20 protein-coding genes are annotated in these 19,226 nt (G+C 65.4%); 17 read left to right on the top strand and 3 right to left on the bottom strand.

Going from position 1 to position 19,226, the window contains the following annotated elements; all coding sequences use genetic code 11:
- Positions 1–38 precede the first annotated feature (38 nt).
- The 5 genes from rpmB to BN1132_RS13560 all read left to right on the top strand — a co-directional run bounded on the left by rpmB (position 39) and on the right by BN1132_RS13560 (position 2,890).
- The gene (gene rpmB, locus BN1132_RS19690) at positions 39–275 is read left to right on the top strand and encodes a 50S ribosomal protein L28 (protein WP_005307492.1); all 237 of its coding nucleotides are present in this window, start codon (positions 39–41) and stop codon (positions 273–275) included.
- 11 nt (positions 276–286) lie between these two features.
- Positions 287–454: a 50S ribosomal protein L33 gene (gene rpmG / locus BN1132_RS13575; RefSeq protein WP_005323752.1), complete on the top strand. Its 168-nt coding sequence runs from the start codon at positions 287–289 to the stop codon at positions 452–454.
- A 90-nt stretch (positions 455–544) separates the two neighbouring features.
- Complete coding sequence (locus tag BN1132_RS13570; RefSeq protein ID WP_042078225.1) at positions 545–1,000, top strand: hypothetical protein; 456 nt, start codon at positions 545–547, stop codon at positions 998–1,000.
- Positions 1,001–1,027: 27 nt separating this feature from the next.
- Positions 1,028–1,840 carry a bifunctional DNA-formamidopyrimidine glycosylase/DNA-(apurinic or apyrimidinic site) lyase gene (mutM, locus tag BN1132_RS13565; RefSeq protein WP_042078224.1) on the top strand — a complete coding sequence of 271 codons (813 nt, stop codon included), beginning with the start codon at positions 1,028–1,030 and terminating at the stop codon, positions 1,838–1,840.
- 177 nt (positions 1,841–2,017) lie between these two features.
- Positions 2,018–2,890, top strand: a complete 873-nt coding sequence (locus BN1132_RS13560; RefSeq protein ID WP_042078223.1) for a VirK/YbjX family protein — start codon at positions 2,018–2,020, stop codon at positions 2,888–2,890.
- 93 nt (positions 2,891–2,983) lie between these two features.
- Here BN1132_RS13560 and coaD read toward each other — a convergent pair whose 3' ends face one another.
- A complete protein-coding gene (gene coaD, locus BN1132_RS13555) occupies positions 2,984–3,466 on the bottom strand; it encodes a pantetheine-phosphate adenylyltransferase (RefSeq protein ID WP_042078222.1) in 483 nt (160 codons plus the stop codon).
- 220 nt (positions 3,467–3,686) lie between these two features.
- Here coaD and BN1132_RS13550 point away from each other — a divergent pair, with 220 nt between their 5' ends.
- Positions 3,687–4,730 (top strand): glycosyltransferase family 9 protein, encoded by a 1,044-nt coding sequence (locus BN1132_RS13550; protein WP_042078221.1) that lies wholly within the window; start codon positions 3,687–3,689, stop codon positions 4,728–4,730.
- A gap of 88 nt (positions 4,731–4,818) precedes the next feature.
- On the opposite strand, the gene BN1132_RS13545 is transcribed toward BN1132_RS13550, so the two are convergent.
- Positions 4,819–5,607 (bottom strand): glycosyltransferase family 2 protein, encoded by a 789-nt coding sequence (locus BN1132_RS13545; protein ID WP_042078240.1) that lies wholly within the window; start codon positions 5,605–5,607, stop codon positions 4,819–4,821.
- 318 nt (positions 5,608–5,925) lie between these two features.
- Between BN1132_RS13545 and waaF the strand changes: the two genes are divergently transcribed.
- From waaF to BN1132_RS13530, 3 genes are all read left to right on the top strand, one after another.
- The gene (waaF, locus tag BN1132_RS13540; RefSeq protein ID WP_042078220.1) at positions 5,926–7,023 is read left to right on the top strand and encodes a lipopolysaccharide heptosyltransferase II; all 1,098 of its coding nucleotides are present in this window, start codon (positions 5,926–5,928) and stop codon (positions 7,021–7,023) included.
- Between the two features lies 1 nt (position 7,024).
- The gene (waaA, locus tag BN1132_RS13535) at positions 7,025–8,293 is read left to right on the top strand and encodes a lipid IV(A) 3-deoxy-D-manno-octulosonic acid transferase (protein ID WP_042078219.1); all 1,269 of its coding nucleotides are present in this window, start codon (positions 7,025–7,027) and stop codon (positions 8,291–8,293) included.
- A gap of 111 nt (positions 8,294–8,404) precedes the next feature.
- Positions 8,405–9,283 carry a DMT family transporter gene (locus tag BN1132_RS13530; RefSeq protein WP_042078218.1) on the top strand — a complete coding sequence of 293 codons (879 nt, stop codon included), beginning with the start codon at positions 8,405–8,407 and terminating at the stop codon, positions 9,281–9,283.
- Between the two features lie 176 nt (positions 9,284–9,459).
- On the opposite strand, the gene BN1132_RS13525 is transcribed toward BN1132_RS13530, so the two are convergent.
- Entirely contained in the window at positions 9,460–10,323 is an 864-nt protein-coding gene (locus tag BN1132_RS13525) for a YicC/YloC family endoribonuclease (RefSeq protein WP_042078217.1), read from the bottom strand.
- A gap of 146 nt (positions 10,324–10,469) precedes the next feature.
- Here BN1132_RS13525 and rph point away from each other — a divergent pair, with 146 nt between their 5' ends.
- The 8 genes from rph (at position 10,470) to BN1132_RS13485 (ending at position 19,217) form a co-directional block, all read left to right on the top strand.
- Positions 10,470–11,186 carry a ribonuclease PH gene (gene rph / locus BN1132_RS13520; RefSeq protein ID WP_042078215.1) on the top strand — a complete coding sequence of 239 codons (717 nt, stop codon included), beginning with the start codon at positions 10,470–10,472 and terminating at the stop codon, positions 11,184–11,186.
- A 75-nt stretch (positions 11,187–11,261) separates the two neighbouring features.
- The gene (gene pyrE, locus BN1132_RS13515; protein WP_042078213.1) at positions 11,262–11,915 is read left to right on the top strand and encodes an orotate phosphoribosyltransferase; all 654 of its coding nucleotides are present in this window, start codon (positions 11,262–11,264) and stop codon (positions 11,913–11,915) included.
- Between the two features lie 161 nt (positions 11,916–12,076).
- Positions 12,077–14,500 (top strand): heavy metal translocating P-type ATPase, encoded by a 2,424-nt coding sequence (locus BN1132_RS13510; RefSeq protein WP_042078212.1) that lies wholly within the window; start codon positions 12,077–12,079, stop codon positions 14,498–14,500.
- 10 nt (positions 14,501–14,510) lie between these two features.
- Positions 14,511–14,900 (top strand): Cu(I)-responsive transcriptional regulator, encoded by a 390-nt coding sequence (gene cueR, locus BN1132_RS13505; RefSeq protein WP_042078211.1) that lies wholly within the window; start codon positions 14,511–14,513, stop codon positions 14,898–14,900.
- A 105-nt stretch (positions 14,901–15,005) separates the two neighbouring features.
- Positions 15,006–16,160: a GGDEF domain-containing protein gene (locus tag BN1132_RS13500; protein WP_042078210.1), complete on the top strand. Its 1,155-nt coding sequence runs from the start codon at positions 15,006–15,008 to the stop codon at positions 16,158–16,160.
- A 31-nt stretch (positions 16,161–16,191) separates the two neighbouring features.
- Positions 16,192–16,455: a YihD family protein gene (locus BN1132_RS13495; protein WP_042078209.1), complete on the top strand. Its 264-nt coding sequence runs from the start codon at positions 16,192–16,194 to the stop codon at positions 16,453–16,455.
- A 197-nt stretch (positions 16,456–16,652) separates the two neighbouring features.
- Entirely contained in the window at positions 16,653–18,101 is a 1,449-nt protein-coding gene (gene ccoG / locus BN1132_RS13490; RefSeq protein ID WP_042078207.1) for a cytochrome c oxidase accessory protein CcoG, read from the top strand.
- A 126-nt stretch (positions 18,102–18,227) separates the two neighbouring features.
- A complete protein-coding gene (locus BN1132_RS13485; RefSeq protein WP_042078205.1) occupies positions 18,228–19,217 on the top strand; it encodes a serine/threonine protein kinase in 990 nt (329 codons plus the stop codon).
- Positions 19,218–19,226 lie beyond the last annotated feature (9 nt).

Here is a 19,226-nt window from a genome sequence, read left to right as displayed (position 1 = left end):
TTTGCTCGAGCAATGAAGTAAGATTTGGAGAGACTGACATGTCTAGAGTATGCCAAGTAACCGGCAAGCGCCCGGCAGTTGGTAACAACCGTTCGCACGCTAACAACGCTACCAAGCGTCGTTTCCTGCCGAACCTGCACACTCACCGTTTCTGGGTTGAGAGTGAAAAACGCTTCGTGAGCCTGCGCGTATCCGCAAAAGGCATGCGTATCATCGACAAGCGCGGCGTTGAAGTGGTTCTGGCTGAACTGCGTGCCAGCGGCGTTAAGGTATAAGGAATTAGATCATGGCTAAAGGTATTCGCGATAAGATTCGCCTGAACTCCAGCGCCGGTACTGGTCACTTCTATACCACTACCAAGAACAAGCGCACCATGCCCGAAAAAATGGAGATCAAGAAATTTGATCCCGTGATTCGTCAGCATGTGATCTACAAAGAAGGCAAAATCAAGTAATTACTTGGTTTCGCTGCAAAAACCCGGCCTCGTGCCGGGTTTTTTTATGGCTGGAATTCAGTACACTGCCGGTTCGAAGGGAGGCTAGCCATGTTCAAACTGAGCCGCAAAGGCTGGAACAACGTGATCATCGTGGTCGTGTTGATCGTCATTACCCTGCTGCACCGGCTGGAGCAGGCCCAGCAGGAGAACAGCGCCCAGCGACCGCGTCCGCTGTTGCCGGAGAACGCCGTGGTGCTCACCTGGCAGGGGCCGAGCTGGCAGATAGAGCGCATCGGCCAGGGCTGGCGCAGCGGGCCGGATCTCGGGCTCGACAGCGCCCGGCTGGCCGCCCGCATCGAGGCTTGGCAGGGCTGGCTGCTGCCGCCCGGCGAGGCCGTGCGCGGCACCCCGGTGACCCTCAAGATCTGGATCGCCGGTCAGAGCGATCCCGTGGAGGTGGGGCTCTATCAGGATGACGGCAAGTTTGCCGCCCTGCTGCCTCCCTCGACCTGGCTCAGCCTGAGCCAGGCGCAGTACCGTGACCTGATGCGTCCCACCCCCTGAACCCTGCTCTGAGCGAGAGGCCCGTTTATGCCCGAATTACCGGAAGTCGAAGTCAGTCGCCAGGGGATCTCGCCCTGGCTCACCGGCATCAAGGTCACCCGAGTGGTGGTGCGGGACGGCCGGTTGCGCTGGCCGGTGCCCGGCGAAATCCAGGAGCTGGTGGATCTCGTCATCCACCGGGTCCGCCGCCGCGCCAAATACCTGCTGCTGGAGACCGACTTCGGTACTGCCATCCTGCACCTCGGGATGTCCGGCAGCCTGAGGGTGCTGGACATAGGCACCCCGGCCGAGAAGCACGATCACGTGGATATCGAGCTGGCCAACGGCAAGCTGCTGCGACTCAACGATCCGCGCCGCTTCGGTGCCCTGCTGTGGACCCGCGAACCGGCCGAGGCCCACGCCCTGCTCGCCAAGCTGGGGCCGGAGCCGCTTACCGACGCCTTCAGCGCCGACTACCTGCGGGAGCGGGCCAGGGGGCGCAGCACCGCCATCAAGCAGTTCCTGATGGACAATCACGTGGTGGTCGGGGTGGGCAACATCTACGCCAACGAGGCGCTCTATGCCGCCGGCATCCACCCCAAACGGGCGGCAGGCAACATCAGCGCCGAGCGGCTGGGCACCCTGGTGAGCGAGATCAAGCGGGTGCTGACTGAAGCCATCCGCCAGGGGGGGACCACCCTCAAGGACTTCACCAGCGCCGACGGCAAGCCGGGCTATTTCGTCCAGCAGCTGCAGGTCTACGGCAGGGGCGGCCAACCCTGTTTCCACTGCCACACCCTGCTCACCGAGGTGAGGATGGGCCAGCGCACCACGGTGTTCTGCTCCTACTGCCAGCGCTGAAAGGCCGATTGTTGAGCCGGGATCGGCCAAGTTGTAAGAGAGTATTGCCAGTCTGTTGAAGCCGCGTCAGCCCATGACTACCATCTCGCCAGTTCAGGCTGCGAGGTAACAAAAATGACAGCTAAATCAATAGACTGGGATCATTTATCCCGGCAGGGGCACTATTGCGCCCAAAAAATGGCCCGCTTCCTCTATCCCGACGACAGTGCCCGCAAGACCTTCAATCGCGGCAAGTTCGTGCTGCGCAGCCTGCTCTACCGGCCGCAGCTGAACCGGGTGTTCGAACTGTTTCAGACCGAACCCCTCAGGGCCCTGCCTGCCCACCACCCCGAACTGCTCGACAAGCCGATACGGCCCTATCGGTTCGCCTGCTCGACGGTGAACCAGAGGGTCAGGATGGTGGAGGATCACTACCGCCTGCTGCTGGGCCTTTATCCCGATCTCATCGACCCGCTCTATCTGGGGGAGGGGATCGAACTTGGCCGCTATCCCGAGGGGGATTATCGCATCGTGCTGCGCCACGACGGCACCTTTCGCCGGGAGGCGGAGCTGGCTCTCTCCATCGTCAACGAGAAAGGCGAGCGGCTCTACAGCTGCGCCTTCTCCCTGGCGGGCAACGAGCGCGAGCTGGCGCTGGTGATAGGGTCGGTGCAGGGGCCCGAGCCCAGTGTGGCAGAGCCCCAGGGGCAGGTGCGGGCCCTGACCAGGGCGGGCCACGGCCTGAGGCCCAGGTCGCTGGTGGTGATGCTGGTGCTGGCATTGGCCGGAGCCATGGGGGCAAGCCGCGTCTCGGCCGTGCGGATGAGGGCGCACATCTTCCAGGCCAGGCGTTACAGCAAGAAGAAGAAAGCCTGCCTGCAGGCGGATTATGACGCCCTGTGGCAGGAGTTTGGCGCCATCGATCTGGACAGCAACTTCGTGCGGCTGCAGCCAGCCCAGCGCAAGCCGCTGGAGGAGATCGCCTCCAAGAAGAGGGCCATGTACCGGCGCCGCTACGAGTGGCTCGATCTGCTGGTGCAGGGGATGGCCGGGCAGTTTGCCCGCCAGTAACCGGCAAGCTGGCCGTGGTCAACACAACGAGACTAATACAACAAGGGCTACCCGCGGGTAGCCCTTGTGCATTGTTGCCGGTGGGGGAAGGGGTCACCCTTTCTGCTTGGCGGCGATGGCCTGGGCCACCAGGGGATCGACGAACTGGTGGATGTCGCCGCCGTGTAGGGCGACTTCCTTCACCAGGGTGGAGGAGATGAAGGAGTTCTCTTCCGCCGGGGTGAGGAAGACGCTCTCCAGTTCCGGCATCAGGCGGCGGTTCATGTTGGCCAGCTGGAATTCGTATTCGAAGTCGGAGACGGCGCGCAGGCCCCGGATCAGCACGTTGGCCTGCTGCTCCCTGGCAAAATCCACCAGCAGGCCGGAGAAGCCGACCACCTTGACGTTGGGGAGGTGCGCCGTCACCTGGCGGGCCAGCTGGACGCGCTCCGCCAGATCGAACAGGGGCCGCTTGCTCGGGCTGTTGGCGACCCCGACCACCACTTCGTCAAACAGTCGGGCGGCCCGGCCGATGAGGTCGGTATGGCCATTGGTGATGGGGTCGAAGGTGCCGGGATAGATTACCTTGTTGGTCATGGTGGTGATTCCTGAAGCCGGAAAGTTGGTCGCATTATAGGGGCTGTTGCCGGTCCGGTGCGACTGTGATGGCGCGGATCCTGGCGTGAGCCCCCTGCTTCGTCCGCACAAATCGGGGCCCCGTGGCGTCTTCGCTTGAGAATAGCCCTGCATCAGGCAAGAATACCCGCATCGCGCATCAAGCCTCCTTCATTGGTGACAGGGAGCATAGGGATTTTTTATGAAACGTATTCTGGTAGTCCGCAATGACAAGATTGGTGACTTCATGCTGGCCTGGCCGAGCTTTGCCATGCTCAAGCGCTCCATGGAGTGTCATGTGACTGCCCTGGTTCCCGCCTACACGGCGCCGCTGGCCCGCCTCTGCCCCTGGATCGACGAGATCATCCTGGATCCCGGTGCCCGGGCAGACAAGGAACAGCAACGCGCCCTGCTGGCGCGCATCAAGGCGGCCGCCTTCGATGCCTCCATCTGCTTCTTCTCCAACACCCGCAACGCCAAGCTGGTGTGGCAGGCGCACATTCCCTACCGGCTGGCCCCCGCCACCAAGCTGGCCCAGGTGCTCTACAACCAGCGCCTGGTGCAGCGCCGTTCCCGCTCCCAGAAGCCGGAGTACGAATACAACCTGGATCTGGTGCGCCGCTTCCTCGCCGATCAGCATCAGACCGTGGTGGAGCCCCAGGGCCCTTACCTCGGCTTCGACCCCGAGAGCCTGCAACAGGTGCGCGAGCAGGTCGCCGCCCGTCTCAGGCTCGACGCCAGCCGCCCCTGGCTGATGGTGCACGCCGGCAGCGGCGGCTCGGCCAACAACCTCTCCATCGAGCAGTACTCGCGCCTCATCATCAAGCTCAACCAGGCCTGTCCCGAGTTGCAGTGCGTGCTGACGGCGGGGCCGGGGGAGGAGGGGAAGGCGGAGCAGCTGGCGGCCGAACTGCTGGCCCATGGGGGCAACGGCTGGATCTATCGCTCCGACGAGGGGCTGCCGAAGTTCTGCCAGGTGATGGCCAATGCCGCCCTGTTCGTGGCGGGCAGCACAGGGCCGCTGCACATCGCCGCGGCGCTGGACGTGCCGACCGTCGGCGTCTTCCCGGCGCACCGCTCCGCCACGCCGCTGCGCTGGCGACCCCTCAACAGCGAGGGGCGCCATCTGGCGTTCAGCCCGCCGGAGGACAGCGATCATCCGGATGACATGAGCCAGCTCGATCCCAAGGCCATGGCGGCGGCGATCGCCCGCTGGGCGCCGCCGTTCTGGCGCGCCGAGGGCTGAGAGCGAACACAGGAAATGCAGACAGGGCCCCGAGGGGCCCTGTCTCGTCACGGGAGCTGCCGACGGGCAGCCAGGGTTTGCTGGTGGCTTACTTGCCAGCCTGATCCGGTGCCTGGGGCTGCTGGCGGATCCAGAGGTCCGCGTACTTCACGAAGGTGGAGTGGGCGGAGAGGATGGCCAGCAGCAGTCCCTGCTTGCCGTCGAGGAAACCGGCCTTGAGCAGGTACATCTTGAGGAAGCAGCCGACGGCGTGCACCAGCCCCTGGCCCAGGGATCCCTTCTTGCCGCGGGCGGTGCGCTGATCGGCCCAGGCGCGGGCGTAGCCGGCGGATTTGACCAGATAGTGCTCCAGATCCCGGTAGGTGTAGTGGAGCAGGTCGCCGTGCAGGTTGACGATCTTCATGTTGGCGCGTACCTCCACCTTCTCGTGCACCAGCGCCTCATTGTAGCCGGTCAGCGCCTTGGGGTAGAGGCGCAGCACCCGATCCGGGTACCAGCCGCTGTGGCGGATGAAGCGACCGAACACCCAGGAGAGGCGCGGGATGGAGTAGATGGTGTCGCTGGCCGGGTTGGCCATGACGTCCTGGATGGCGCTCCTGAGCTCGGGGGTGAGCCGCTCGTCCGCGTCCAGCCACAGCACCCAGTCGGACTGGACATGGGACTGGGCGAGGCGGCGCTGGCGGCCGAAGCCGGGCCAGGCCGTGTTGACGAAGAAGCGGGCGCCGAACTCGGCGGCGATGGCGGGGGTGTCATCCTGACTGCCGGAGTCGAGGACGACGATCTCATCCACCAGGTCTTCGAGGGAGGCGAGGCAGGCACGCAGGTTGTCGGCTTCGTTCTTGACGATCAGGACGGCCGCCAGGGTCGGTTTTTTCACAGGCAAGGGACTCTCATTGGCACCCGGCGGGCGGGTCATGCTCGGATTGGCGCCCATTCTAGCCTAAAACCCCGGCCGGGGCATGGGCTGGGCTCATTTGACCGGCTTGCCTGCCACCGTGGCATCTGGTGGCGCCCGGCACGCCTCTAGCGGGGCGGGAAAAGGTGCTTGTGTGGTTGAGCGGGCGCAGCGGATCCCGACAAAGAGGCTGTCCGGCGGGGCTGACGGGTATCTTCTGTTATTTCTTCGGCCTTTCTTGGGGCATAATCTCGCCCAGTAACGATCAACAGCCGGGCTAGTCCCGAGAGAAGACGCGCGATGAAGATATTGGTGATCGGCCCCTCCTGGGTCGGCGACATGGTGATGTCCCAGAGCCTCTACAAGGCGCTCAAGAGCAACCACCCGGGCAGCGAGCTCCATGTGATGGCGCCGGCCTGGTGCGTTGCGCTGCTGGAGCGCATGCCCGAGGTGGACAAAGCCATCCCCATGCCGCTCGGCCACGGCGACTTCAAGCTGGGGGCCCGCCGCCGGCTCGGCAAGCAGCTGGCCGCCGAGCAGTACGATCAGGCCATCATCCAGCCCAACTCCATGAAGTCGGCGCTCATCCCCTGGTTTGCCAGGATCCCGGTGCGCACCGGCTGGAAGGGGGAGCACCGCTTCGGCCTGCTCAACGACATGCGCAGCAACAAGCAGGCCTTCCCGCTGATGGTGGAAGGCTATCTGGCGCTGGCCTACCCCAAGGGGCAGATGAAGAGCCGGGCCGACATCCCCGCCATTCCCCATCCCTCCCTGCACGTGGATCTCGTCAACCAGGGCAAGGCGCTGGAGCGGCTCGGCCTGAATCGCGCCCGCCCCGTGCTGGTGCTCTGTCCGGGGGCCGAGTTCGGCCCGGCCAAGCGCTGGCCGGAGGGGCACTACGCCGTGGTGGCCCAGAAGCACCTCGACGAGGGCTGGCAGGTGTGGATCTTCGGCTCGGGCAAGGACGTGGAGGTGGCCAACACCATCCGCGATCGGATCAACCCCTTGTCACGCCCCAACTGCCACGTGCTGGCGGGCAAGACCAGCCTGCACGAGGCGATCGATCTGATGGCCCTGGCCGGTCGGGTCATCGCCAACGACTCGGGCCTGATGCACGTGGCGGCCGCCCTCAACCGGCCGCTGATCGGCGTCTACGGCTCCACCTCGCCCCTCTACACGCCGCCCCTGGCGGACAGGGTCGAGATCGTCCACACCGATATCGAATGCCGCCCCTGCTTCAAGCGCACCTGCAAGTTCGGCCACCTCAAGTGCCTGATCGAGCTGATGCCGGAGCAGGTCATCGAGGCTGGCAAGCGACTGGAGCGGAGCGAGCCGGAGGATCGGGTGATCGCGCTGCAGCCGGTGGCTCAGGCCGCCGACGGGGGCGAAGGCCGATAACATGATCTACCGGCTGCTCTACAACCTGCTGATCCACCTGGGGTTGCCCCTGGCACTGCTGGCGCTCTACAAGCCCAAGAAAGGCAAGCCCGGCTTCGGCAAGCGCTGGGCAGAGCACCTGGGGCGGACACCCGCCACCGGACAGGAGGCCCCGCTCTGGATCCATGCGGTGAGCGTGGGGGAGACCCTGGCCATCACCCCCTTCATCCGTGCCCTCAAGGCCGAGCTGCCTGAGCTGCCCATACTGCTCACCACCACCACCCGCACCGGTGCCGAGCAGGCGGCCAAGCTCGGGGATCTGGTGGTGCACCGCTATGCGCCGCTCGACTACCCCTGGGCCGTCTCGGCGTTTCTGAGCACCGTCAAGCCCCGCGCTCTCTGGGTGATGGAGACCGAGCTGTGGCCGAACTGGCTGGCGGCCTGCGAGGCGCGCCACCTGCCGGTGACCATCCTCAATGCCCGCCTCTCGGAGCGCTCCTGCCGGCGCTATGGCCGCTTCCAGGGCGCCTTCGATGCCCTCAGCCGGCCCCTGACCCACCTGCTCTGCCAGCACCAGGACGATGCGGACCGCTTCCATCGGCTGGGAATCGCGCGCAATCGGCTGGCGGTGACCGGCTCCATCAAGTTCGACATCCAGTTCGGCGACGAGGTGCAGGCCAGGGGCCGTGCCCTGCGCCAGCAGTTGGGGGAGGCCCGACCTGTCTGGATCGCCGCCAGTACCCACCAGGGGGAAGACGAGCAGGTGCTGGCCGCCTTCGAGCGGGTGCTCAAGGCCCATCCCTCCGCCCTGCTGATCCTGGTGCCGCGCCATCCCGAGCGTTTCGATCGGGTGGCCGAGCTGTGCGCCCCCTACGGTTGCGTGCGGCGCACGGCGGGCAGTGCGGTCGGCGAGAGCGACAAGATCTACCTGGGTGACACCATGGGCGAGCTGCCGCTGATGCTGGCGGCGGCGGATCTCGCCTTTGTCGGTGGCAGCCTGGTGCCCGTGGGCGGTCACAACCTGCTGGAACCGGCGGCGCTGGGCAAACCCTGCCTGACCGGCCCCGTCTATTTCAACTTCAGCGACATCACCCGCCAGCTGGTGGCCCAGGGTGGCGCGGCCGTGGTGGCGGACGCCGAGGCGCTCGGCCACCGGGTGAGCACCCTGCTCGGCGATGCCCCTGCTCGCCGCGAGATGGGGGAGCAGGCCCGCGCCGTGGTGCTGCGCAATCAGGGGGCGCTGGCGCGCACCCTGTCCCATTGCCTCGCCAGCCTGGAAAGTGACGACTGAGGCGGGGCGGCCTCGTGGCCGCCTCACCAACACGTCTGCCAAACCCCGGGAGACAATCCGCGCCCCTTTCCTTTATGCTCTGCCCTTTGCCCCCGACCCTGTGATGCCCCGATGAACCGCGCTCCCCTGCTGTTGATGATACTGGTCACCCTGCTGGCCGCCGCCGGCTGGCTCTTCTCGAAAGAGGCTATTCGCGAACTGCCCACTGCCGCCTTTATCGGCAGCCGCTTCCTGCTGGCCGCCCTGCTGCTCTTGCCGCTCGCCTGGTTGCGGGAGCCGCCCCCCAGTGGCTCACAACTGCTGCGCGCCACCGGCTGCGGCACCCTGCTCGGGGCCAGCCTGCTGTTCTGGGTCACCGCCATCAGCCAGAGCGATGCGCTCGGCAGCGGCGCCTTCATCATGAGTGTGGCCACCCTGATGGCGCCGCTCGCCGCCTGGGCCGCCTTCAAGGCCAGACCCGGCCGTCACTACTGGCTCACCCTGCCCGTGGCCGTCGCGGGTCTGCTGCTGCTCTCCAGCAGCACCCACTGGGGCGTGTCGCTCTCCCTGTTCTGGTTTCTGGCGGCGGCCGCCACCCTGGGGGTGCAGCTCGCGGTGCACCGCCACTTTGCCCAGTCCATCCCCCCTACCTGGCTCACCTGCATCCAGCTGGCGGTGACCGGGCTGCTCGGCACCCTGCTCTCCCTGCTGACCGAGCAGTGGCCCGCCAGCATCGGCACTGGCATCTGGGGCTGGTTTGCCGCCAGCGTGCTGATCGCCACCACCTTGCGCTACTGGCTGCTCACCCATGCCCTGAGCCGGATGACCACGGCCCACGCCGCCCTGCTGATGCTGCTGGAACCGGTCTGGACCCTGATCTTAAGCACCCTCTTCTATGACGAGCCGCTGGGCCCCGCCAAGCTGGCCGGCGCCGGCCTGGTGCTGGGCGCCCTGGTGCTCTACCAGCTCCCCCTGCTGCTGCGCAGCCGCAAGTTGAAATCACCGGTCTAGCCTGCACGGGCGACGAGCGTAAATGGTTCGGAAATGCGAGAGGGTCTGCATTGCAGGCCCTCTCTGCGTGATGGCGCATGTCGAGTTGGGCTGCCATCAGTCAGGCGGCTGATCGCCGCGGGAAACGGGCATAAAAAAGCCCCCGCGTGGCGGGGGCTGGTGCATCGAGGAGGGGATCACTCGATGTTCTGGATCTGCTCGCGCATCTGTTCGATGAGGACCTTCAATTCGACGGCGGACTGGGTCACCTCGGCGTTGATGGACTTGGAACCGAGGGTGTTCGACTCGCGGTTGAACTCCTGCATCATGAAGTCGAGACGGCGGCCGCAGGCGCCCCCCTTCTTCATGATCTTGATGGTCTCGCTGATGTGCATCTCCAGGCGATCCAGCTCTTCGGCCACGTCGATCTTCTGGGCCAGCAGCACTATCTCCTGCTCGATGCGGGCGGGATCCAGCTCCACCTTGGCTTCGGCCAGGCGGTCGGTGAGCTTCTGGCGCTGCCACTCGATGATCTGCGGCAGGTGCACGCGCACCTTCTTCACTTCCACCTGGATGCCGTCAAGGCGCTGCTCGATCAGCGCCTTGAGGTTGGCCCCTTCGCTGGCGCGGGAGGCGAGGAAGTCGTCCATGGTCAGGTCAAACCCAGCCATCAGCTCGGTGGCGACCACGTCCATGTCCTGCTCGGCGGCGGCCATGACCCCCGGCCAGCGCAGCACGTCCACCGGGTTGAGCTGGCCCTGACCCGCCTCTTTCATCACCCAGTTGGCGCTGTCGATGATGAGCCTGGCCAGCTCTTCATTGATGTGGAGCTGGCTGGCGGCGGCCTGGGCGGCCTCGAAGCGCAGGTTGCACTCCACCTTGCCGCGCTGCAGCTTGGCACGGAAACGCTCGCGCAGGACCGGCTCCAGGCTGCGCAGTTGTTCCGGCAGGCGAATGTAGGTCTCCAGATAGCGCTGGTTGACCGAACGAATTTCCCAAACGGCTGTGCCCCAGTCGCCCTTGAGTTCCTTGCGGGCGTAGGCGGTCATGCTGTGAATCATTGATTGTTCCGGGCTTGATGAAGTGTGCGGCCAGTATACTCAGCCAGGCCTGCCCCGTCAGCCGACGAGGTGGTTTTAGCGGCTGATATTTGAGTAGCAATCGCTTATACTCCTGCGCCAATTCAGCCAGCCCAGAGGTCAGTCCCATGTCCCGTCCCAGCGATCGCAGCGCCGCCCAGGTGCGTCCGGTTACCATCACCCGCAACTTCACCAAGCATGCGGAAGGGTCCGTGCTGGTGGAGTTTGGCCACACCCGGGTGCTCTGCACCGCCAGCGTCGATACCAGCGTGCCGCGCTTCCTGAAAGGCAAGGGTCAGGGCTGGGTCACCGCCGAGTACGGCATGCTGCCACGCTCCACCCATTCGCGCATGAACCGCGAGGCGGCCGCCGGCAAGCAGAGCGGCCGCACCCTGGAGATCTCCCGCCTGATCGCCCGTTCCCTGCGCGCCGCGGTGGACCTGACCGCGCTCGGCGAGCACTCCATCACGGTGGACTGTGACGTGCTGCAGGCCGACGGCGGCACCCGCACCGCCGCCATCACAGGGGCCTGCGTGGCCCTGGTGGACGCCCTGAACTGGATGGTGGAGAAGGGCATGCTCAAGCAGAGCCCGCTCAAGCAGATGATCGCCGCCGTCTCCGTCGGCATGTATGAGGGGGAGGCCATCTGCGATCTGGAGTACGTGGAAGACTCCGCCGCCGAGACAGACATGAACGTGGTGATGACCGAAGACGGCCGCATCATCGAGGTGCAGGGCACCGCCGAGGCGGAGCCCTTCACCCACGAGGAGCTGCTGGCGATGCTGGCGCTCGCCAAGGGCGGCATCATGGACATCATCGCGCTGCAGAAGCAGTCACTTGCATGATTTTAAAAACGCGGCATTGACCGCGTTTTTTTATACCCCCACACCAGTCAACGACAAGCCAAGCAAGGAGCCAGAATGAAAGCCTACCAGCGTCAATTTATCGAGTTCGCCCTGGAGAAACAGGTCCTCAAATTCGGTGAATTCACCCTGAAATCCGGCCGCAAGAGCCCCTACTTCTTCAACGCCGGCCTGTTCAACAGCGGCCGCGATCTGGCCCGTCTCGGCCGTTTCTACGCCGCCGCCCTGATGGATGCCGGCATCGAATTCGACGTGCTGTTTGGCCCGGCCTACAAGGGGATCCCCATCGCCTCCGCCACCGCGGTGCAGCTGGTGGAGCAGCACGACGTGGACGTGCCCTGGTGCTTCAACCGCAAGGAGGCCAAGGATCACGGCGAGGGCGGCAACCTGGTGGGCAGCCCGCTCAAGGGGCGCATCATGCTGGTGGACGACGTCATCACCGCCGGCACCGCCATCCGCGAATCCATGGATCTGATCCAGGCCAACGGTGCCTCCCTGGCCGGGGTGCTGATCGCCCTGGACCGCCAGGAGAAGGGCAAGGGCGAGCTCTCCGCCATCCAGGAGGTGGAGCGTGACTACGGCGCCCACATCATCGCCATCATCCAGATGAGCGATCTGATCCAGTATCTGGAGGAGAAGCAGGCCGAGCAGCCCGAGCTGGCCTCCCAGCTGGCGGCCATGAAGGCGTATCGCGCCCAGTACGGCATCTAAGCCTCTCCGTATCCATGAGAATGGCGTCGCCCCTGCCGGGGCGGCGCCATTTTTCATGGGATAAAAAAGTGGTCATCGCGACTTGAGCTTACCCTTACAGTAAAGGTTAGGGTTTGATCATCGGCATTGGTTCTGGCCGACTGGTTCCTGGGAGGAACATCATGACCACAGATATTCAATCACCCATCCATCTGCAGTTGCCGCTCAGCGGCATGAGCTGCGCCAACTGCGCCAGCCGCATCACGACCGCCCTCAACAAGCTCGACGGGGTACAGGCCACCGTCAACTTCGCGCTGGAGCAGGCGGCCATCGACCTGGCCAGCCCCGACCGTCTGCCCGAGGTGCTGGAGAGCATCAAGGCCCAGGGCTATGACTATGGCCAGGAGACGCTCACGTTCCAGATAGGCGGCATGACCTGTGCCGGTTGCTCTGCCCGTTTGAACAAGATGCTGGCGGCGCTGCCCGGCGTCATCTCGGCCGACGTCAACTTCTCCCTCGAGCAGGCCCGCCTCGTGCTGGTGCCGGGGATGCAGACCCCCGCCGCCCTGCGCACCCGGATCGAGGCCCTCGGCTTTGACGCCCAGCTGGCACAGGGCTCCGCGAGCGGTCGCCGCCAGCAGTTGCTGGAGCGGGAGGCGCAGGAGTCTGCCGCCGCGCACCAGGCGCTGATCCAGGTCTGTATCTCGGCACTGCTGACCCTGCCGCTGCTGGTGGGCATGCTCTCCATGGCCGGGCTGCTGCACTGGCATCTGCCCGCCTGGCTGGAGCTGGTGCTCGCCACCCCGGTGCAGTTCTGGATCGGAGCCCGCTTCTATCGCGGCGCCTGGCTCGCATTGCGCAACAGGGCGGCCAATATGGACGTGCTGGTGGCGACCGGTACCAGTGCCGCCTACTTCTACAGCCTCTATCTGCTGCTGACCCTGGGGGCTGCCGCCAGCGGCAAGCTCTACTTCGAGGCGAGCGCCATCATCATCACCCTGATCTCCCTCGGGAAGCTGTTGGAGGCGAGAGCCCGCCGCAGCACCCAGTCCGCCATCCGCGAGCTGATGGCCCTGCGCCCCGAGACGGCTACCGTCTGGCGCGGGGGGGAGTGGCGCAGCGTCGGCATCGACGAGGTGCTGCGCGGCGACAGGCTGCGGGTGCTGGTGGGCGAGCGGGTGCCGGTGGACGGCAAGATAACGAGCGGCGAGAGCGAACTGGACGAATCCATCCTCACCGGCGAGAGCCTGCCGGTGCCGCGCGCGCTGGGGGATGCCGTGCTGGGGGGCGCCATCAACCGCTCCGGCGTGCTGGAGATCGAGGCCACGACCGTGGGGGAGGACTCCAGCCTCAGCAAGATCATCGCCCTGGTGGAGAGCGCCCAGATGGGCAAGGCGCCGCTGCAACAGCTGGTGGACAGGGTCTCCGCCGTGTTCGTGCCCGTGGTGATGGCCATCGCCCTCTTTACCCTGCTGGCCTGGTATGCCGCAAGCAACGATTTCGGCCAGGCGCTGCTGGCGGCGGTGGCCGTGCTGGTGATCGCCTGCCCCTGTGCCCTGGGGCTGGCGACTCCGGCCGCCATTGTCACCGGCACCGGGGTGGCGGCGCGCCACGGCATCCTGATCAAGGACGTCGACACCCTGCAGAAGGCCCACGCCATCAAGGCCCTCATCTTCGACAAGACAGGGACCCTGACCCAGGGCCGGCCGGTGCTGGCGAGCTGGAGCGGCAGCGACGAGCAGCTGCGTCTCGCCGCCGCCCTGCAACAGGCGAGCGAACACCCGCTGGCGCTGGCCATGCGCGAGGCGGCCGGCAAAGATGCCGCGCTGCCCCAGCCTGAGGCGGTGGAGGTGCGGGTCGGTGCCGGCATCCTCGGTCAGGTGGCGGGCCACGGGGTCGCCATCGGCAACAGTGTCTTGCTGGCCCAGCTCGGCATCGAGGCGCCTGCGCAGGAGGAACAACCTGCCGACGGGGCGACCCGGGTCTGGGTGGCCATCGACGGCGTGGTCGTCGGCCTCGCTGCCCTGGCCGATACCCTGAGGCCGGAGAGCCCCGAGGCCATCGCCACCCTGCGCCAGCGCGGCATCGCCAGCTGGCTGGTGAGCGGCGACGCGCCCGCGCCTGTGGCCCACATCGCCGCCAAACTGGGGTTGGACGGGGCATTCGACTCCGTGCTGCCCGCCGGCAAGGTGGACAAGGTGGCGGCGTTGCGGGCGCAGACCTCCGGGCTGGTGGCCATGGTGGGGGACGGGGTGAACGATGCGCCGGCGCTCGCTGCGGCGGACGTGGGGATAGCCATGGGCTCCGGCTCCGATGTGGCCATGGAGACCGCCGCCATCACGCTCATGCGATCTGACCCTCGGCTGGTGGCCGATGCCATCGACATCTCGGCGGCGACCTGGCGCACCATACAGCAGAACCTGTTCTGGGCCTTCGTGTTCAACGTGGTCGGCATTCCGCTGGCGGCGCTGGGCTATCTCAGCCCGGAGCTGGCGGGGGCGGCCATGGCGCTCAGCAGCGTCACCGTACTGAGCAATTCCCTGTTACTGAAGCGCTGGCAGCCCAGGGCGGGCGCCCGCGTCGCAAGCACCCATTCGAGCCAATAAGGAGGCGAGCATGAACATCAGCAAGGTTGCCAAGGCCACCGGCCTGACCGCCAAGACCATCCGGTATTACGAGAGCATCGGGCTCATCACGGCGCCGGTGCGCAGCGACAACGGCTATCGCAGCTACGGCGACGGCGCCCTGCGGGAGCTGCGCTTCGTCAAGCGGGCGCGGGAGACCGGCTTCAACCTGGAGGAGTGCCAGGAGCTGCTGGCACTCTACCGGGACGAGCACAGAACCAGCGCCCAGGTGAAGAAGCTGGCCCAGGAGAAGATCGTCGATCTGCGCGCCCGCATTGCCGGCCTTCAGGCCATGCTCGTTGCGCTCGAGGAGGTGGTGAGCTGCTGCCACGGGGATGCAAGCCCCGAGTGCCCCATCCTCGACGAGCTGGAAAAAGGGTGAGCGGGCCGGAGGCAGCGCTGAGTGTCAGCTTAATAGCGGGCGATTGATTGTTGAGCAGGAAAGGGGAGTGGTAGACTGTGCGGCTCTTGTACAGGGAGTGCCCAGTTGACCCAGAGTGTGAAACATCAGGTGCGGCGTGCCATCATGGTCCAGCTCTATACCCACGCCTCCTTCAGCCTGCCCTGTCTGGCGCTGCTGGCGATCAGCTGGAGCCTGCTGTGCCACGACTACTTGCCGGTGGGGGAGGCCCTCGGCTGGCTGGGGCTGGTCTTCCTGCTGCTGCTGGGGCGCTGGTGGCACCTGCGCTGGCGTCAGCCCAGACTGACGCAGCTCCCGCTGCCGGTGCTGGAGCGGGAGCTGTTCATCGGCGTCACCATCACCTCCATCATCTGGGCCCTGGGCGTGCTGCTCTACATGGACAGGCTGCCGGACACCTACCGCGCCGCCATGATGATGCTCGCCAGCCTGATCCTCACCGGCAGTGCCATCATGCTGTTCGGCAGCCGCCGCACCCTCTACGGGGCCGTGCTGCCGCTCGGGTCTGCCATGCTGTTCGAACTGGGTGGCGGCAACGAGCAGGAGCGCATCGTCTCCTGCATGTTGGCGGGCTATCTGTTCGTGTTTCTGCCCACCCTGCTGCGACGCCTGCGGCGGGACCAGGTGGCCTCCCTCTACCACAGCTTCTCCAACGCCGAGCTGGTGGCGGAGCTCAAGGCGGTCTCCGAGCACCTCAAGCTCACCTCCCGCCTGGACGGGCTGACCGGCATCGCGAACCGGGCCCATCTCGATGACAGCCTGGCGCGGGCCTGGCGCCGCTGCCACCGGGCCCAGGCCCCCCTCTCCCTGGTGCTGGTGGACGTGGACTACTTCAAGCAGTTCAACGATCACTATGGCCACCAGCTGGGGGACCAGTGTCTGCAGCAGGTGGCGAGCCTGCTGGCCGAGGTGCTGCGCCGGGAGGACGATCTGGCCGCCCGTTACGGGGGGGAGGAGTTCGCCCTGCTGCTGCCCTGCACCACCTTGCAGGGGGCCATGCAGATCGCCGAGCAGGTGCGCACGGCCCTGCGCACGCTCGGCATTCCCCACCACAAGTCCCGGGTCTCGGGGCGGGTCAGTTGCAGCTTCGGGGTGGCGACCCTGGTGCCGGACCAGCACCACTCCATCGCCGATCTCATCCAAAAAGCGGATGCGGCCCTCTACCAGGCCAAGCATAATGGCCGGGATCGTATCGAAGTAGCCTTGATGGGTAAGGTTGCCTGAGTTTCACAAGACAGAGTTGAAGAGGTCGTCTATGCAATGTCATCGTATCGAAGAGCTGCTGGAGCTGCTGCAGCCCGCCTGGATCAAGGAACAGGACCTCAGCCTGGTGCAGTTTGTCGCCAAGCTGGCCGAGGAGGCGGGATTTGACGGTCCCCTGTCCGAGCTGACCGACGACATGCTGATCTATCACCTCAAGATGCGGGAATCCGACAAACAGGCGATGATCCCGGGGCTGGCCAAGGATCATGTGCCCGACTTCAAGGAAGCCCTGCTCAAGGCCCGCGGCATCAAGTAACCCGACCGCCGGGTTGCCGGAAGAGGAAGGTTTCAAGGGAATCTCGCAAAAGGCGCATAGTCAACTGGCTATGGGCCTTTTTTGTTGCCTGAAATTGCGACGGCACTCGAACTATAGATACATTTAACCCACACAATTAGCAGGTTGTTTAAGATATAATCGGCTTCATAACAATGTGAGTGGAGCTATGTGTTGCGATGGCCGACCAGGACAAGATCGATATCAAGGACGTGACCGGTGACGTCACCGGGACCTTCAATCCCAATACCTTCAAGGCGGGTGACGACAGGTTCAACCCCGGCAAGCGCATCTATGTCCGCTCCCAGACCGGCTACTGGCAGCGGGTGCGCAAGGCCATGGGCTGGTTCTTCGTCGCGCTCTTCGTCGCCCTGCCCTGGCTGCGTTACGACGGTCGCCAGGCGGTGCTGTTCGATCTGGAGCACCAGCAGTTCCACATCTTCGGCGCCACCATCTGGCCGCAGGACCTCACCCTGCTGGCCTGGGTCTTCATGATCGCCGCCTTCGCCCTCTTCTTCGTGACCACCTTCCTCGGCCGGGTCTGGTGCGGCTATCTCTGCCCCCAGACGGTGTGGACCTTCATGTTCATCTGGTTCGAAGAGAAGCTGGAAGGGGCCGCCAACAAGCGGCGCAAGCTGGATGAGGCTCCCTGGAGCGGCGAGAAGCTGGCGCGCAAGGGGGCCAAGCACCTGGCGTGGATCCTGCTGTCCCTCGGCACCGGCCTCACCTTCGTCGCCTACTTCCAGGACGTCTTCCATCTGGTGCCCGACTTCTTCACCCTGCAGGCGGGCGGCTGGGTCATCTTCTGGGTGCTGTTCTTCGCCGCCTGCACCTATGGCAACGCCGGCTGGATGCGCGCCATCATGTGCATCCACATGTGCCCCTATGCCCGCTTCCAGTCCGCCATGTTCGACAAGGACACCTACATCGTCGGCTACGACAGCCAGCGCGGCGAGACCCGGGGTGCCCGGGGTCGCAAGGCCGATCCCAAGGCCCTGGGGCTGGGGGACTGTATCGACTGCGATCTCTGCGTGCAGGTCTGCCCGACCGGCATCGACATCCGCGACGGCCTGCAGTACGAGTGCATCAACTGCGGCGCCTGCGTCGATGCCTGCGACCAGACCATGGATCGGATGGGTTACCCGCGCGGCCTCATCAGCTACACCACTGAGCACAAGCTGGCCCACAGCGAGACCCAGGTCGCGCGGCCCAAGCTGATCGGCTACGGCCTGGTGATGGTCATCATGCTGGGGGTCTTCGTCTACAACGCCATGTCCATCATGCCCATGGGGCTCGACATATTGCGGGATCGCAACCAGCTGTTCCGCGAGAACAGCGAGGGGCTCATCGAGAACACCTACACCCTGAAGATCCTCAACAAGACCCTGCAGTCCCAGACCTATCTGCTGGATGTGGAGGGGCTGCCGGAGCATCAGTGGTTCGGTCCGCGGGAGGTGACTCTCAAACCAGGGGAGATTTTCACCCTGCCGGTGAGCCTGGCGGTGGATCCCTTCAACCTGAAGCGGCCGACCCTAGATGTGCAGTTCGTGTTGAAGCGGGAAGGGGCGGCTGCGGACGACAGCAAGGGCACCCTGCGTCAGCCCAGTAAATTTATCAGCAGGTTGTGACCACGGGGCACCCTGCTTTGAAGCAAGCCAGCAGATTTATCAGCGGGTTGTGACGGTTTCCGGGAGGGCGGGTCGTCCATCCCGGGCTGGATCGGATAGAATGGGGCGCAACAGCGCCCCTTTCCTATGGTGGATGACATGCGTTTCAACTATTCCGACCTCAATCCCGATCTCATCATGGATGCCATCGATCTCAGCGGCCTGCGCATCGATTCCGGCCTGATCGAGCTCAACAGCTACGAGAACCGGGTCTACCAGTTTCAGGACGAGGATCGCCGCCGCTACGTGGTGAAGTTCTATCGTCCCGGTCGCTGGAGCCGGGCCCAGATCCTGGAGGAGCACGAATTCGCCGCCCGCCTGATGGAGACGGAGATCCCGGTCGCCGCACCCCTCAGCTTCGCCGGCGAGACCCTGTTGGAGCATCAGGGCTACCCCTTCGCCATCTGGCAGAGCGTCGGTGGCCGTCAGTTCGAGGTGGACAACCTGGATCAGCTGGAGTGGGTGGGGCGCTACCTCGGCCGCATCCACAGGGTCGGTGCCAGCCACGGGTTTCATCACCGCGTCCCCCTGGACGTGGAGACCATGCTGCACGAGCCGCGCCAGTTGCTGGCGGCAGGCGAATGGGTGCCGAGCGGCCTGGCCAAGCCCTTCTTCGGGGTGCTCGACGAGCTGATCCGGCACGTGAGCGACGCCATGACCCTGGACGTGGCGCGCATCTCCCTGCACGGCGACTGCCACCCGGGCAACATACTGTGGCGTGACGGCCCGCTGTTCGTCGATCTCGACGACTGCCGCACCGGCCCTGCCATCCAGGATCTCTGGATGATGCTGAGTGGCGAGCGTCACGAGCAGCAGCTTCAGCTCGACACATTGCTGGCGGGTTACGAGGAGTTCATGGAGTTCGACCAGCGGGAGCTGGCGCTCATCGAGCCCCTGCGGGCCATGCGCATCGTCCACTACATGGCCTGGTTGGCCCGGCGCTGGGAGGATCCCGCCTTCCCCCGCCACTTCCCCTGGTTCAACACCGAGCACTACTGGCGCCAGCAGATTGCCACCCTGCACGACCAGCTGGCGGCCCTGAAGGCGCCGCCGCTGAGCCTGATGCCGCAGTGGTGAGGGAGGCAG

Origin of the sequence: Aeromonas sanarellii (genome assembly GCF_000820085.1) — a bacterium.
In the GTDB taxonomy this organism is placed as follows: Bacteria; Pseudomonadota; Gammaproteobacteria; order Enterobacterales; family Aeromonadaceae; genus Aeromonas; species Aeromonas sanarellii.
Note: the sequence above shows the minus strand (reverse complement) of the source record. Positions and strands in the feature narration are given on the sequence as shown.

Bases quoted from the DNA above. Each gene is read 5' to 3' on its own strand.
- rpmB (WP_005307492.1), top strand. From the start codon at position 39: ATGTCTAGAGTATGCCAAGTAACCGGCAAGCGCCCGGCAGTTGGTAAC.
- rpmG (WP_005323752.1), top strand. From the start codon at position 287: ATGGCTAAAGGTATTCGCGATAAGATTCGCCTGAACTCCAGCGCCGGT.
- BN1132_RS13570 (WP_042078225.1), top strand. From the start codon at position 545: ATGTTCAAACTGAGCCGCAAAGGCTGGAACAACGTGATCATCGTGGTC.
- mutM (WP_042078224.1), top strand. From the start codon at position 1,028: ATGCCCGAATTACCGGAAGTCGAAGTCAGTCGCCAGGGGATCTCGCCC.
- BN1132_RS13560 (WP_042078223.1), top strand. From the start codon at position 2,018: ATGGCCCGCTTCCTCTATCCCGACGACAGTGCCCGCAAGACCTTCAAT.
- coaD (WP_042078222.1), bottom strand. From the start codon at position 3,466: ATGACCAACAAGGTAATCTATCCCGGCACCTTCGACCCCATCACCAAT.
- BN1132_RS13550 (WP_042078221.1), top strand. From the start codon at position 3,687: ATGAAACGTATTCTGGTAGTCCGCAATGACAAGATTGGTGACTTCATG.
- waaF (WP_042078220.1), top strand. From the start codon at position 5,926: ATGAAGATATTGGTGATCGGCCCCTCCTGGGTCGGCGACATGGTGATG.
- waaA (WP_042078219.1), top strand. From the start codon at position 7,025: ATGATCTACCGGCTGCTCTACAACCTGCTGATCCACCTGGGGTTGCCC.
- BN1132_RS13530 (WP_042078218.1), top strand. From the start codon at position 8,405: ATGAACCGCGCTCCCCTGCTGTTGATGATACTGGTCACCCTGCTGGCC.
- BN1132_RS13525 (WP_042078217.1), bottom strand. From the start codon at position 10,323: ATGATTCACAGCATGACCGCCTACGCCCGCAAGGAACTCAAGGGCGAC.
- rph (WP_042078215.1), top strand. From the start codon at position 10,470: ATGTCCCGTCCCAGCGATCGCAGCGCCGCCCAGGTGCGTCCGGTTACC.
- pyrE (WP_042078213.1), top strand. From the start codon at position 11,262: ATGAAAGCCTACCAGCGTCAATTTATCGAGTTCGCCCTGGAGAAACAG.
- BN1132_RS13510 (WP_042078212.1), top strand. From the start codon at position 12,077: ATGACCACAGATATTCAATCACCCATCCATCTGCAGTTGCCGCTCAGC.
- cueR (WP_042078211.1), top strand. From the start codon at position 14,511: ATGAACATCAGCAAGGTTGCCAAGGCCACCGGCCTGACCGCCAAGACC.
- BN1132_RS13495 (WP_042078209.1), top strand. From the start codon at position 16,192: ATGCAATGTCATCGTATCGAAGAGCTGCTGGAGCTGCTGCAGCCCGCC.
- ccoG (WP_042078207.1), top strand. From the start codon at position 16,653: ATGGCCGACCAGGACAAGATCGATATCAAGGACGTGACCGGTGACGTC.
- BN1132_RS13485 (WP_042078205.1), top strand. From the start codon at position 18,228: ATGGTGGATGACATGCGTTTCAACTATTCCGACCTCAATCCCGATCTC.